Genomic DNA, 14,668 nt, shown 5'->3' with positions numbered 1-14,668 from the left:
CGGGGGGTAGATCGCAGCGAAAAAGCAGCCATGCCTCATCGCAGATTCGGTTTTGGGATACATTTCGCAAAATGATACCCGGTACGTCAATGATTACAAACGATGGAGCATAAAGAAGTTTGCATTCAACGGGTAAAAAAGAGGAAACTGGACAACCGCTTTACTCATTGCCCTACTTTGTATCGTTCATCCCCTGAACGTCTTTAGTCACATAGGGACAATGTAGAGACACAATGACAACCATTTCAGCTTTTTTTAGGTAATTGAACTAGAAAGTTGTCTTTGGTGAATTTAATAATGGATTGATTTTTACACAGGTAGAACAATGTCCTGGCTTAATTCTATTTTAGCTGTGCTTACCTCGGTGGAACCCCACAAGGTGCCAGTCACCGTTATTGGCTTGGTGAGTTTTGCAGTCATTTGCTTTTTTTTCTTTTATTTAATTAGAGTCTTTAAAATTATATTTGGCTTAAGACGCTATACGCAATCCATTATCACCATCAAAGAAAACCAGCCAGAATCTCAGCTTGAGCATTTAAAAAACCTGTTTCAGCAGCCTGAACTGAAACATGCCTGGAGTGAGTTTGAAGAATCGTTACACCCGCAGCGTGAACTGGAGAACGGGGACGAAAAAATCGTTCGTGTTCGTGCTACAGCCCCAAGCGCTAGCTTTTTCTCTGAACAACAACTGGTTGATATTCCACTTAACACGGAATTCTTCAAACACCTTCCTGGTATCCTGACTGGCGTAGGAATTATTGGCACCTTTTATGGCCTAATGATCGGCCTCAGTCACTTTGATCCTAGCACTCCAGAACAAGTCACTAGTAGCGTAAATAATCTTCTGCACGATGTGTTGTACGCTTTTCTGGGATCTGCTATCGCTATTTTTGCCTCCATTCTGGTTACCTGGCTAGAGAAGCTGTCCATCGCTAAATGCTACAAATATTTGGAAAAATTCACGGCTGCTCTGGATTCCCTGTATGAGAGCGGCGTTGGTGAGGAGTATTTAGCCTCACTGGTGAAATCCAGTAATGAAAGTGCGACCCAGGCGCGCCATCTGAAAGAGAGCCTGGTCACCGATTTACGCGATATGTTGCTTCAGCTGGCCGAAAGTCAGAAAGTAGAGAATGAGCGACTGGCGGCCACCCTTAGCACGACCTATCGTGAATCAGGACAACAATTTGCTGAACAAGTCAGTGGCGCGATTGAAAATAGCTTGAAGTCGCCGCTGGATAAAATTGCCGGTGCTGTGCAGACCGCCAGCGGCGATCAAAGCGGCATGGTGCAAAACATGCTGCAGGATGTGCTGACCGCGTTTATGGCGAAACTCGATACCACCTTCGGTCAGCAATTTACAAGTCTCAACGACATGATGGGGCAAACTGTTGGCGCGATTCAGACAATGCAAACCGGTTTTGCCGCGTTGTTACAGGACATGCGTCAGGTGAGCGATGATTCCCGACAGGGTAGCGCTCAACTCATTGAACAACTGCTGTCTGAAATGAAGTCGGGCCAGCAAGCTTTGCAGGCAGGCATGAATGACATGCTTACTAGCCTTCAGACCTCAGTGGCTAAAATTGGCGCAGAAGGTGAAGGGGCCGGTGAACGTATGGCCCGTCAGTTGGAGAAAATGTTCGCCGATAGTGAAGCGCGAGAAAAGGCACAATCCGAACATATGGCTGCCTTTATTGAAGCCATTCAGAACTCTGTCCAGCAGGGGCAAAGCGCCACAATGGAAAAAATGGCAGCCTCTGTCGAGTCGCTTGGTGAACAACTGGGTAGCCTGTTTGGGCAGATTGATAAGGGTCAGCAACAGATTTCAGCGACTCAGCAAGCGAATCAGCAGTCACTGCACGAACAGACACAGCGAGTGATGAGTGAGGTAGACGATCAGATTAAACAACTGATCGACACTGTTGCCAGCCAGCATCAGGGAACGACAGAAACACTTCGCTTGCTCGCAGAACAAACCAACCGACAGATTCAGGATATGCAAAACGGCGCGGACAAAATGCGTCTGGCTGCCGAACGCTTTGAACATGCAGGTGATCGGGTGTCGGAAGCAAATCACCTTACCGCTGACTTGCTGAATAAAGCGCAATCAGCAGGTTCATCACTATCCCTTGCCACCAGCGAACTCACTTCCGTTGTGGCTGATTATCGTAACAATCGGGAAGCTGTTAGCAAATCCATTGCCATGCTGGAGCTGCTCGCCGCAAATACGCAGTCTGAACAAACCACACGCAGCCAATTCATCGCCGATCTTCAGCTACATGGTGAGCGTCTTCAGGGCTACAACCGTGAAGCACAGGCTTTTATGGAAAATGTCAGTGACGTGCTCGGGAAAGGGTTCGAAGACTTCTCTGAAGGTGTTTTACGCAGCCTGGATAAAACGCTGGGCAAACTGGACGTCGAAATGGCGAAGGCCTCTACTCTGCTCGCGGGTTCTGTTGAACAGATTGGAGAGAGCGTCAGCGAGCTTGATGATGTCCTGTCACGCGTTCGTGCCTAAGGGGTGACAGCTGATGTTTGGAAACGCATTTGGCGTTAAAAAACGCCGCAGCGATGAAGCAGAGAAACCATTCTGGATCTCTTATGCCGATCTGATGGCGGCCATGATGGTGTTATTTCTGGTCGTCATGGTTGCTTCGTTGAGCTCCGTTACACAACGTATCCAACGTGCAGAGCAGGGTGAAAAAACAAGAGGTCAGGATATATCCAGATTGTGTGAGCGACTGGAAATACATGCCCGTAACGTGAACAAAACTATCGTGGTGGATTGCCACGATAATCGCATCAGTTTTGGTGAAGCCGGGCGTTTCGATCACAACCGGTTTTTCCTTAACGCTGAAGGGCAAAAAGCGTTGCAGGATGTCGTCCCCCTGGTGCTGGACGCAGCTGATAGTGAAGAAGGCAAGAAGTGGTTTAAGCAGATCGTTATTGAAGGGTTTACCGACACTGACGGTTCGTACTTATACAATCTACATCTCTCCTTGCAACGTTCTGAGTGGGTAATGTGTAGTCTGCTCGATAGCCGCAGCCCGCTGCAAAAAAGCATAACTGCAGAACAGCAGATCCAAATCCGTAAACTTTTCCTCGCGGGTGGCGTCTCCTTCAATAATGCCAAGGAAAGCAAGGAAGCCAGCCGTCGTGTCGAATTACGTATGCAATTCTTCGGACTTAAAGATAAACGTGATGGGGCTGATGAGGTGGATTTCCCCGCAGTCGTCAATAAAGAAGTCTGTCAGTTGGTAATGCCCTAATGACGCCAGCCCTGAATTCTCTTTCTCAGCGTATTGCTGCGAGACTCTCTTCCAATCAAAGGGAAGACAATTATCTGCATAATGATTTCCATACGTTGGCTTCCGCTGCCTTCGATATGGAAAAAAGGTTTGATAAAGCAGAAAAAATCCCATCACCGCCACAAGAAATGCGGCTGGAGGCTCTACGTCGCCTTCGTCTTGCAAAAGAACTCACCGAGCGAGAATGGCGGATGGTATTTTATGGTCTAGCCGATAACGACCCGTTATATCCAGACCGACCAATCTTGCTTGAGGATGATGTATTTTTTCCTGAGGTCGACAACGCTATCATGAAGCGGCTTGAATCTAAGGAATTGAAACGAAAGGATTGGGCAGCGCTTTGTTCAAGTTATTTTGCATATCAGCATGAATCTCCTGAGGAAAATCCACATTGGTGCGTACTACGTGGGCACATCGCCCAAGGCTACTCTGTGGTGAAAGCCGCTATCCGCAGAGAAAAGTCGTGGATGAAAACCATTGAGTTTTATCACGATATTTTTACGCCGCAAGCGGGCGGCGTGATATCCCAACAGCTACTTTCCGGTGAGAATAACTCTCTATCATCACTGGAAAAAATCGCGCAAATCCCCGATGGCAGCTGGTTGTGGAAGCGTATTTTCATGGTGCTGTTGGCACAACTCGATACGCTTGACGATCCACAATTCTTGGAAAAAATTAGCTGGTTATTAGGTCTGGCTGCGCAGTGGCTACGTTTTCGCGACGACATTATGACGGCAACGCTGACGCGTTATTACCATTCCACTTATCGCGATCAGGCTCATACAGCACTGAAACAGGCCGCGCTGGAATACTGGGATAACCCGCAGCTAAAAAGCCAGCAGAATAAGTGGAATCAATATGTTCCTGAGCCCGTTGCGGCTATGGTGCGGGGTTGGCTGGCAAAACAAGACCTGATGCACTTCTTTGAACTGCTCCGCGGCAATGGCGATGTTGACCAGGCAAGGTTGCACTATTGGCTGCGTTTCGCCAATCAGATGGGATTCACTCGTATCGTGATGGGGCCTGATGCCTGGCACGATCGTGGTAACGACTTTATGAAATTCCGTGAGGAGAATCGTGGACGGCTGAGTCATTTGCGTGGTGGACGTAGCTTTGATAACGCCATGATTATGCAGATTAACGATTACATTTTCGTGGAGTTTTCCGGGACAGGGAACGCAATGTACGCTTACCGAGTAGGTCAGGCACCGTTCAATCCAGAGACAGGTTCATTAGATATTAATATCCATTTAAAAGATAAATACCGTAATGTTCTTCGACTGCCGCATACCCCTCGGGCTGAGGGCTATAACAAGGTCCGTATCACCGGCTGGATGTTGAAATACGACGATGAGCTGCGCAAGCTAGGCATCCGTTGGATGGCTGAAGAACCCATCAAGTTTGTAGACAAGAAAGCTCCCTCTCCCGTCTCGGTATCTGATGTTAAGATCATCAACCCATTGAGAGATACGGCCATACAGCGTCTGGTTGAAAACACCTCATGTGTCGTCAGCGATAACCGGCAAAAAGGTGGTGTGCTGTCTGTGCAGCTCAAATCACCGGATGAGACAACGGAACGAGAGTTGCTCCGACTCGGTTTCGCCCCCGTGACTAAAGAACCACATCGCTACTGGATCAAATAATGCTCAAACGCCTGTTAAGTAAACTGACGGGAAACCGTCAGCAGATAGAACGCCACCTAAAGAATCAATACCAGGTTGAGGATAACGGACTCAGCTTTCCGCTATCGCTGGTTGATGTGCCGGAGCTTTGGGCTCTGGCATCCTGGCTTGAACAACTGGCTGAAGAAGACTATCTGATATCACTTACAGACCGGTGGTTGTTGAGCTGGGATGCATTGTACCGTCTGTTGGAAGATGAAGAGCATGCCAGTAGCCTGCCTCTGATTGGCGTCCCTGAGGTTTTGCCATTACGCGCAAGTTTAAATTCGCGAGGGGCATTAAGCGACAGTGATTTTCGCGTTTGGATTGCTGAATGGGCCACGCTGCCAGCGCGTAAGCCGATCCGTTTCAGTCGTACCGGTGCCATTTTAACCCACGAAAATCAGCAATACCTGTTATCGCGGGAAAACTGGGCACTCATACAGGCAACAGAACAACTCAGTGCACAGCAGAGTCAGACTCCTGGTGAAACCACTAATCAGTTGGGATGGGCCGCTATCCGCAAATGTGCAAAGCAAGCAGCGGCAAAATTTGATGATTATTTAGAAAAAACGCATGTCGTCAAACCAACTTCATTGTCATTACGTCTGCGTAAAGCAACGGTTGCCGATACTGCGGTTATCGAAATTGAGCCCCATTTCGAGGACCAGCCTGCTAACTGGCTGGGCAGTTTTGACAAGAATTCGCAGGTTCACGATAGCTATCGAATCCCCGGCGAAAATGGCGAACTCAGCCACGTCATCATTCCTCCCGAAGTGAAAGAAGTCCTGAATTTAATACACTCCATTCCAGGCCGCCGAGTAGCCGGAAGTGAAGCTCTGTCATTTGTTCGCAACCCCTACACATTCCTGGGTGAAGATGCCGCTAGCGTGATTGCCCCTGAAGAGCATGAACAGGCACTCTTTGATGCCCATATTTTCTTCCATCACTTTAGACTCCAGCCCCGTCTAAATGATGAGAACAAGATAGAGGATATTACGTTGGTTCTGGAGCCCGTTTCGCCAGTACCACAACCGGAAGTCACCTTCCTCTTTTCCGCCCCTTGGGAGCTGGATAAATTTGTTCAGGCATTGGGAATCAGTGTTGCGGCACAAATGCCTGCAGGCTCCTGGCAGGGTTACGAGCTGGAACTGAGCCAATTCACCGAACAGCAATGGCATTATTGCCAGTCACTATTATCTCGCTGGCAACAGGAAATCGAAGGTAAAGAATTCGATGATGTTCTCGATATCGATAAATATGGCGATCGTGTTATCGGTATTGGCGAGTTCGAAAAAATATCATCTCCCTGGCTGACCAAAGCGCAAAGTGAAAATTGGCTCCCCGATGACATCGATTTCTCTACATTTTCGGTCGAAACACTGGATGGCTGGCAGCCTGAAAACCTGCACCATCTCGATGAACTGCAGGAAAGAATCATTCAGGCAGAAGCAGCTGGTGAAACGCATATCATCTCCCCTTGGAATGATGCTGAATTACCACTGGATGCGGCTAAAACCTTCAGTAAGAATTGGGAAAAACAGCAAAATACGGCAAATGAATCACAGGGCAATGTTGATGTTAAAGCGGCTCGGGCCGTCCTTAAAATTGAACAGAATATTGAAGAAGCGGCCTACATCAAACAGCGCCGGGATTCGCTCCTCAATGCGCGTCATGCCGAGCCTGAAATTCCCCTAAGTCTGAAAGAACATATCCAGCTCAAAGATCATCAGCGGAAGGGTGTTGCGTGGCTCCAGCAACTCTTTCTTCTCTCACCACAGGAAACGGCAGGTTGCTTACTGGCGGATGATATGGGTCTGGGGAAAACGCTGCAAATCCTGAGTTTCCTGGTCTGGTTCATTGAAAAATTCCCACAAGAACCGCCAAGTCTCATTGTTGCTCCTGTCTCTCTTTTAGATAACTGGGAACGTGAGCTGGACAATTTCTTCTATACCGCAGGAATTCCGGTATTGAAATTGTATGGCGAGACCATTAAAGCGGTGAAATACCCCAAACAGGCTATACCTGCTCATCTGCAGTCTCAGGGGATCAAAAACCTGCTTAAACCTGGCTGGCAGGGCGAGGCGAAAATCATACTGACAACCTACGAAACGCTTCGCGACCAGGAGTTTTCTCTGGCACGCCAGCCGTGGTCCATTATGGTGTGCGACGAGGCACAAAAAATAAAAAACCCAGCTGCATTAATTACACATGCGGCCAACGCGGTACAAGCCAGATTCAAAGTGGCATGCACAGGAACGCCTGTCGAAAACACACTTGTCGACCTGTGGAGCTTATTTGATTTTGCCCAGCCTGGATTGTTAGGTGCACTAAATGAATTTGGTAAACATTATGTTCGCCCCATCGAAAACGAAGATGGTCGCGATACGGAACGGCTGGAAAGCCTGCGGGCGCTGATAGACCCCCAGACTTTACGCCGCACTAAAGAAGAGGTTGCGCGTGATTTACCTCAGAAAATTGAAGTGGAAAGCTGCAAGCAATTGACGTTGTCTGGCGTGCAAAAACAGCTCTACCTTTCGTCTGTTGCAAACTGGCAACAGCAGCAAGCCCTGAGTGAAGGGATGCAGCAGGCCGGAACCGGTATGTTAGGTTTGTTACACCGACTGAAACTCATCTGTGCACACCCTGCAGTAGTTAATCCAGAGCCACGTTTTCGTGATAACTCACCCAAGCTGAATTGGCTGCTGAAAATACTCGCAGAAATAAAACACACCACGAAAGATAAAGTCATTATTTTTACGGAGCTTCGAGATTTACAGCGCGAACTTCAACATGCTATCCACCAAAAGTTTGGTTTCCGCCCTGTCATTATCAATGGTGATACCAGTACTAAAAGTCAAAGCCAAAACAGCCGACAGCGCCTGATTGATGATTTTCAGGCTCAGCCCGGGTTTGGGGTAATTATTCTCTCTACGGTTGCTGTCGGGTTCGGCGTTAACGTCCAGAAAGCCAATCATGTTATTCATTTCACTCGCTGCTGGAATCCAGCCAAAGAAGATCAGGCAACGGACCGGGCGTACCGAATTGGGCAAACTAAAGACGTATATGTCTATTACCCGACGGTAAGGGACTCTGAAATCATTACTTTTGAAGAAACTCTGGATGACCTACTGCAGCGCCGACGTGCATTGGCCAGGGATATGCTGTGTGCAACCCCTGATTTGAGTGGTGCTGATTTTGAGGCTGTTGTTGCCAGAAAACCTTCGATTTAAATACCGCTAAATGCTAACCACGCCACCAGCCCAATAAGCGGCTGGTGTCTCCGCGTTTTACTATCTAGCCTTTCATTAACCTTGCCAGCACATTGTAGTACAACTACAATCCTGAAAACATGGCGAGGACTTGCTAATGAGACAAGAAACAGCACCATCTCAGATTACCAAAGCACAGATATACCGTTCTGTTGCCAGCTCAACCGCTATTGAGACAGGTTTTTCAGTGCAAAAAATTGAGCAGCAACTCAAACAAAATCCAGTACAGGCAAAAGCTGTTGGCCTCGCACGCTAGCACGCTAGTTTGGCAAGATGTCGTCCACCAGTTGCATCATCGGGCTGTAGTTCCCTGATACACCAGCCTGTATTGCCTTGAAGTAAAATGCCTTGTGCTCATCCCACAGGCTGTAATCCAGTAAGCCCTTCCCCGCCATAACCGACAGCACATCACAAAGCAGTCTCGACAGACGCCCGTTATCTTCTCACTACAAAGTCACCTTACTCTGATACCGGCCATCTTTGCGGATTTTACTATGAATCGCATCCAGCCTGACGGAGGAGTAAACTCTCTCCCGCGAGTGTTGCTGCCACTTATTAAGTTCAGGCATAACTGAATCGGTTAAAACATGGCTGTTGGTAGTATGCGAAGTCGCTGCTCCGGACACTGAAATATGTGCCTCGATAGCCGTCATGGGGGTTCAGAACGCTGGAAGATATCTGCGGATAAGTTTATGGGTTGGTAAGAGCGGCGTCATGTGTAAGACTGTGACTTACCGAAACGACGTGATGAACTGTATAGTCGGGCGTAGAAAGCGCATCTTGAATGCGATTCAGGGAGAACAAGAAACTGGCAACCGGAAGGTCCTGTGACTTTGAATCCGTAGCGGGGAAAACAGACAGCTTAGATTAACTAATGAGTGTCAACTACCTTGACACTTACCGGAGGTCGATGCGATCTTTTCGATTACATCAAAATGCTTTGTAACAGTAAGCGTAGGCATGCTTTGAGCGATAAGGTGTCACCGATCGAATATTAAAACCAATATCATCAATGAATGAGATATATCTAAGTTATCAGTGGCGATTCAATCATGGCTTTAGAACAAGTTATCTATGATCCTGAAGAAGTTAAAGGATTCTCTGATGAAGAGCTTTATCGACGACTGTGTGAGAGCTGGGGTTCAACTAGCGGAAAACTAGCAGTTTGGGGCAAGATTAAAAATCGAACAAACTTTGATGACCGAAAGCTCCCGACACTTCTTCTAGATATAAAATCCCTCCAAACAGGGCTGCACCTTGAATACCCAATCAATGTTCGTTTGGCCATGGTCAAAGGTGTTTTTATTTCTTTCAAAAGCGTCGAAGAGTTGTTTGGTATAGATGATGAGAGTTTTATCTCATGCGAGCTTGCTTTAGCGCCTCAATCCGAGCGTGAAAAACATGAAAACCCATTTGAATGCAATGTGGTAGTGAGTTCAGTTCGTCGACTTATCAAACTTCCTGAATATAGGGCGAATGACATCATCAACGGCGATGAAAGTATTTTCTTAGATGATGCTGTTTATAAACTGCATTTACAGAACGTTCAGTCAAGAATTGACGGCGAAGTCAGTGCGCTAAAAGCAGAATTCGAGCGAGAAGAATCTTCATTAAAGGCGCAGATATCATCATATGAAGTTCTGCTTCAGCAAACACAAGAAGAATTAAATAAAAATAATAATATTCTTTCTCAAGCAAGAGTTAAAACTCAAGAGTTGGAAGAAAAAAATACAGAATGGCTACGCAAAATCGCGTTGCAAAAGAAGGTAGAAGAGACGATGTCAAAAAAAATTGAACGCTTGAAAGCTTATGTCGAGAGTAAGGCTCTATTCCTTAAGAGCTTTGAATTTCTGGATGATGAAGATTTCGATATTTTTGTAGGCAATCGTTCATCTGCAGCACAGCAAGGCAAACATATCTCCTTTTCACAAACTCTTGACTCTAAATACAGTAATGCAGTTTCTTACATTCAAGCACACTTGAAAGAACGAGACATTCTGTACCCGCGCCATATCATCGAGAATTTCCTTACTCTAATTCGCACAAATGACCTTATCATTTTGGCAGGCGATTCGGGTTCAGGCAAAACGAACCTAGTTCAGTCGTTTGCTAAAGCGATTGGTGGAGTATCGAAAATCATCCCAGTTAAACCAAACTGGACCAGTTCAGAAGACTTGCTGGGCTATTACAACCCACTAGAGAAGAAATACCTAGCTACGCCATTTCTTGAGGCATTAATCGAGGCCAAGCAAAACCCAGATATCCCATACTTTATCTGCTTAGACGAAATGAACCTTGCCCGAGTGGAATATTACTTTGCCGATTTTCTATCCAAGCTAGAGGAGCGTAACGAGCAACCGACGATTCAGCTTTATTCGGATGATGAAGCAGCCCATGTTCTTGCAGAGCTAAAAGGGGTTGTTTCGGTCATTTCAAACGCACAAGAAAAATTCAGTAAAAATGGCATCGTGGACTTCGTTGCGCTCCTGCAGGATGAAGAGATTAACGCTGAAATGAAGCGCTCGTTTGGCTTTAGCGACAAAGATTCGTTAATTAAATACCATGGTGACATCAGACGCATGTTGGCAGGTGTTCTTGGCACACCTTCGTCTATCACGATTCCAGCAAACGTTAGGATCATTGGTGCAATTAACATCGACGAGACTACCCATTACCTATCACCAAAAATTCTCGATCGTGCGCATGTGATGAAGTTTAAGAGCCCTTTACTGACAGACTGGGATGCAATTTTTGATGAGATCGATTCTTATGGCCTTGATGACGTCAATTTGCCACTTGGGTTCGATATTGCAGAGCTTGGCGAACGTAGCCCTTATCCGAAATTTGAACGTTCGGATGAATTCTGTGAGCTGTTCACCACCTTAAATCGAGAGGTTTTCGACCCGCTTGGAGTGGAGTTTGGTATGCGTACCATTCGTCAGGGGCTTAACTACATAAGGTTGTTTAGCGATGTAAACGACAATAAATCTCTGGCCATTAACAACTTTATCGTTCATAAGGTGTTGCCTAAATTCACGTTTGATGGCGGTAAGCAAGTGGGCGATTACAGTAAAGTTGAGCTTGTTGGCCGTGTATTCTTACCTCGTCTTGAATCCCTTTTAGATAATCAGACAGAGATTGCGGCGGAGTTTTCATGCACCAAATCGGTAGAGCGTTTGGTTAAGACAGCCGAAGCAAATGATGGCGTTGTAAACTACTGGGCATAATCATGGACGTTCCATTCATTATCAAGTTTATCGAAACCAAATGGCATGATAAGCAAACTTTAGTCAGTGTTAACGAGTCAGAGTACTCGCTGAAGCTTGAGCATCTTGGAAACAACACGTTCTCTGCGCATACGATCATATACCCCAAGGTCGAAGAGCTACGATTTGCTCAACTAGCGATTAAAGCTAAACACGGCGACAAGTCACCGCCTTATATTGCAATGCCCAATGGCGAGAGGAAGCCTTTAGAGTCGATTATTGATCCTGCTTCTAATTCTGTGTGGTGGGTTGAACCTGCTCATTGGGATAAAAAACAACGGGTCTGGCGCAGTGAGGCGCGGCGAACTGCTGGCCAGATCACGTTTGTTGTTGGTAACTCAACGCTAAAGCTTGATATTGATATCTCCGAACAGACCAAATCAGACCTTTCTCGCTACCTATCAGATTTCAAAGCAGACCTGTGGGAGTTGATTCTCGATGAGAATAGCCATATTACGGGCGACGCTAAAAAATCTCTGGTGGCGACCATAGATCAAAAGGCTTTGTCACTGGTCGCATCTATTCTGACTAATGTACAAACAATCCTCAAAAAGCCCAAAGTTGAGCTGAAAGAAATTCAAGAATTGAAGCCGACCAAAGAAGTACGCCCTGTTCCACGTACGTTTATGGAGATTTGCACTAAGGGATCGCGTAACCATTTAACCAGTCGCGCATCTGAGCCAAGCTACAACGTGCCTGAAAATCAATATGTCTTGCATGTCGTTTCGAACACGCTGAACATTGTAAAAAAATTGGTTAGGGTGGCTGAGAGTAAAAAAAGTCGTTTCTCTGATGCCGTCGACAAGCTTAATGAGCGTTTAGAAAGTTTAAAAAACTATCGCTCTATCAACCGTGATCTAGTGGTTAAAGACTTAGAGCGGTTGAAAAAACTCTTTGATACAAAAGAAATCAATAAAGAATTAGCGAACAAATTAGATGAAATTAAGACCAATATGTACTTTTCACAAAATATTGCCGCCAAAGGTTACCTCAGATTAGAAAAAGCTACAGGTTCTGAGAATGAGTGGTGGGCTAAAATTAAGCCCCAACTAAGTGATGATTGGCAACAGTTTGAGCAAGATAGATATACTATTTTTAGCTCTGGAAGCCCGTACTCAAGCTTGTTTAAGCCTTACAGTGACTATGAGATGGAAGCGATAATGCCTGCACCTGCTAAGAGAGGAACAGCTTCTATATTGCGCCCAAAGCACATACTCCGATTAACTCTTTTGGCGGATTCGCCATCACTGCAGAGATATAAAGAAAATTTTGCCAAATTGCGCAAGCAAGGTATTGTTCTAAATGAAAATAATTGGAAAATGAAGCTAACACCGGAAGAGCTCTCTGAACAGGAAAAAGAGCGTTCGACCATCAATAAACGCTTGGGTTACTTTGCCACTGAACTTAAAAAAGTGGGAATAGTAAGCAAAGTTCTGGAGCCAAAAATAAAACCTTTCCAACAACTAGAGAAAGAATGGCGTCAATGCAAAGTCACAAGTAAAAGTACCTTTCCCAACTCCATGACATTTGTACAGAACCCTCCCTACCAAGCGGTCTACTCAGGTTTTAAAAATTTGAAAGAACAGATTGGTCTAGCAGATGAGGACATTTTGCTTTCGCTGGAGAAGATCGAGGCAATAGGCATGATAAACATGCCACTACTCTATGAGCGCTGGTGTTTACTTCAAATCATTAAGGTGTTAACTCATGCTTTGCGATATCAGCCGGAGGACAACTGGAAACGAAAATTAATTTCGCATATTCATGGCAATGAAGAACAAATCAGCATTCAGTTTTTCAACCCAAGTGTTTCCAGAGCGATTACTTTGCAATACGAGCCGTTTCTAGACAATGGTAAGCGCCCAGATTTTGTTCTGGATGTGAAAGCGACCACCAAAAGTGGTGAGCAGATTTCAAAGCGGCTAGTCGTTGATGCAAAGTATTATTCAGCTACATATCTCAAGCAAAGAGGTGGAATCGGTGGCGTTATCCATGAACTTTACAGTGACAAGGATTATAGCGAAGGCCAAGAGAACAGCGTATTTGTTCTTCATCCCGTGTTAGAGGCAGTGGAGAAAATTGTATCCCCGCAGGAATGGGCGAAAAACAGTTATCTGGGCGAGCTTTCCATGTTCGATTGGGAACATGCGTATCACGGACGCCAAGCAACAAGCTATGGGGCGGTGTGTGCCAATCCAATGAAGTCGCAACGCTATCTTGACGAAATTCAGCGTATGCTTGGCATGTTTCTACAGTATGGCATTGAAGATAACTCTTCTTTACGAGGAGCATCGGATGATACTCATGCCGTGAATTTCTGTGTTTCTTGTGGCTCACCAGACGTTGAAGACATTTCTAATCCAATACGCTCTAACAAAGAAAAGCGTTGGTATCGGTGCAATGATTGCACACAATTTACGGTTTATACCCATTGTGGCTCTTGCAATACGAGGCTTATCAAAAATGGAGAGTACTGGACCTACTTGTCCTTGATGCCCATGTCATCGATTAATATCAAATGTCCAAATTGCGAGTCTCCCGTTTGACACGTTTTTGTCCAAAATAATGCCAGAGCTTATCGTCCACTACTCCGTTATCTGAGACATACCTGAATAGAGTTTTCTAACTGCATTATAGTGACACGGTGAATACAAAAAATAAGGCCTTTCCATCCATAAGAAAGGCCATTGCTGAAAAAATTTATCACCTGCGACTACAACTGACTTGCTTCCCGTTGCTTAATACACCGCGATGTTAGTAATGTCTTCATAAGTCACTTCGGGATGAATGCCTGAATGAACACTGGTTCAGCGATATTCTTCATGCCCGGAAAATCATTAATGACTGGCGGCAGGACTATAACGAGTCCAGACCTCATTCATCGCTGAATTACCAGACGTCGACTGAATTTGCAGCAAGCTGGAGAAATGGAAAATTAGAAAGTAAACAAACCGACATTACTAACTGATCGTTGTATCTAATACTGGGGGCCGGTCAAGTGAGTGAGTAGTATAAGCCCACCAAATTTCAAGTGTTCTTTTGGCGTGTCAATATAATTATTCCGTTATGTAATAAAATTAAAAATATGTAATTTATAAAAAATTTAATAGCACACCTAAACTCGCACAGTGAATAATAGCCACCATTGCTCTAGCCATAAATAA

At 45.7% G+C, this 14,668-nt stretch carries 8 protein-coding genes and 2 pseudogenes; 8 read left to right on the top strand and 2 right to left on the bottom strand.

Annotated features, from left to right (window positions below; genetic code table 11):
* Positions 1-325 precede the first annotated feature (325 nt).
* From zorA1 to LK04_RS20435, 5 genes are all read left to right on the top strand, one after another.
* Positions 326-2,515 (top strand): type I Zorya anti-phage system protein ZorA1, encoded by a 2,190-nt coding sequence (zorA1, locus tag LK04_RS01830; protein WP_039328520.1) that lies wholly within the window; start codon positions 326-328, stop codon positions 2,513-2,515.
* 13 nt (positions 2,516-2,528) lie between these two features.
* A complete protein-coding gene (gene zorB1 / locus LK04_RS01825) occupies positions 2,529-3,266 on the top strand; it encodes a type I Zorya anti-phage system protein ZorB1 (protein WP_039328518.1) in 738 nt (245 codons plus the stop codon).
* Positions 3,266-4,948 carry a type I Zorya anti-phage system protein ZorC gene (gene zorC / locus LK04_RS01820; protein WP_039328516.1) on the top strand — a complete coding sequence of 561 codons (1,683 nt, stop codon included), beginning with the start codon at positions 3,266-3,268 and terminating at the stop codon, positions 4,946-4,948. The genes zorB1 and zorC overlap by 1 nt, the downstream gene beginning before the upstream one ends.
* On the top strand, positions 4,948-8,199 hold the full coding sequence (gene zorD, locus LK04_RS01815; protein WP_039328514.1) for a type I Zorya anti-phage system protein ZorD: 3,252 nt from the start codon (positions 4,948-4,950) through the stop codon (positions 8,197-8,199). The genes zorC and zorD overlap by 1 nt, the downstream gene beginning before the upstream one ends.
* A gap of 136 nt (positions 8,200-8,335) precedes the next feature.
* Entirely contained in the window at positions 8,336-8,494 is a 159-nt protein-coding gene (locus tag LK04_RS20435; RefSeq protein WP_102135995.1) for a hypothetical protein, read from the top strand.
* Positions 8,495-8,498: 4 nt separating this feature from the next.
* Here LK04_RS20435 and LK04_RS20825 read toward each other — a convergent pair.
* Both LK04_RS20825 and LK04_RS20925 read right to left on the bottom strand, forming a co-directional pair.
* A pseudogene (locus LK04_RS20825) lies at positions 8,499-8,681 on the bottom strand (cell filamentation protein Fic); the annotation flags it as partial.
* 3 nt (positions 8,682-8,684) lie between these two features.
* Positions 8,685-8,891: a transposase gene (locus tag LK04_RS20925; protein WP_156138031.1), complete on the bottom strand. Its 207-nt coding sequence runs from the start codon at positions 8,889-8,891 to the stop codon at positions 8,685-8,687.
* 399 nt (positions 8,892-9,290) lie between these two features.
* On the opposite strand from LK04_RS20925, the gene LK04_RS01805 reads away from it, so the two are divergent.
* The 3 genes and pseudogenes from LK04_RS01805 to LK04_RS19940 all read left to right on the top strand — a co-directional run.
* Entirely contained in the window at positions 9,291-11,465 is a 2,175-nt protein-coding gene (locus tag LK04_RS01805; RefSeq protein ID WP_039328511.1) for an McrB family protein, read from the top strand.
* A gap of 2 nt (positions 11,466-11,467) precedes the next feature.
* Positions 11,468-14,050 carry a nuclease domain-containing protein gene (locus LK04_RS01800; RefSeq protein ID WP_039328510.1) on the top strand — a complete coding sequence of 861 codons (2,583 nt, stop codon included), beginning with the start codon at positions 11,468-11,470 and terminating at the stop codon, positions 14,048-14,050.
* 233 nt (positions 14,051-14,283) lie between these two features.
* A pseudogene (locus LK04_RS19940) lies at positions 14,284-14,472 on the top strand (integrase core domain-containing protein); the annotation flags it as partial.
* Positions 14,473-14,668: the final 196 nt, after the last annotated feature.

This window comes from Pantoea vagans, assembly GCF_001506165.1.
Taxonomy (GTDB): Bacteria; Pseudomonadota; Gammaproteobacteria; order Enterobacterales; family Enterobacteriaceae; genus Pantoea; species Pantoea vagans_C.
Note: the sequence above shows the minus strand (reverse complement) of the source record. Positions and strands in the feature narration are given on the sequence as shown.

Excerpts from the sequence above, each read along its gene's own strand:
- LK04_RS01805 (WP_039328511.1), top strand. The coding sequence starts at position 9,291 with ATGGCTTTAGAACAAGTTATCTATGATCCTGAAGAAGTTAAAGGATTC.
- LK04_RS20435 (WP_102135995.1), top strand. The coding sequence starts at position 8,336 with ATGAGACAAGAAACAGCACCATCTCAGATTACCAAAGCACAGATATAC.
- zorD (WP_039328514.1), top strand. The coding sequence starts at position 4,948 with ATGCTCAAACGCCTGTTAAGTAAACTGACGGGAAACCGTCAGCAGATA.
- zorA1 (WP_039328520.1), top strand. The coding sequence starts at position 326 with ATGTCCTGGCTTAATTCTATTTTAGCTGTGCTTACCTCGGTGGAACCC.
- LK04_RS20925 (WP_156138031.1), bottom strand. The coding sequence starts at position 8,891 with ATGACGGCTATCGAGGCACATATTTCAGTGTCCGGAGCAGCGACTTCG.
- zorB1 (WP_039328518.1), top strand. The coding sequence starts at position 2,529 with ATGTTTGGAAACGCATTTGGCGTTAAAAAACGCCGCAGCGATGAAGCA.
- LK04_RS01800 (WP_039328510.1), top strand. The coding sequence starts at position 11,468 with ATGGACGTTCCATTCATTATCAAGTTTATCGAAACCAAATGGCATGAT.
- zorC (WP_039328516.1), top strand. The coding sequence starts at position 3,266 with ATGACGCCAGCCCTGAATTCTCTTTCTCAGCGTATTGCTGCGAGACTC.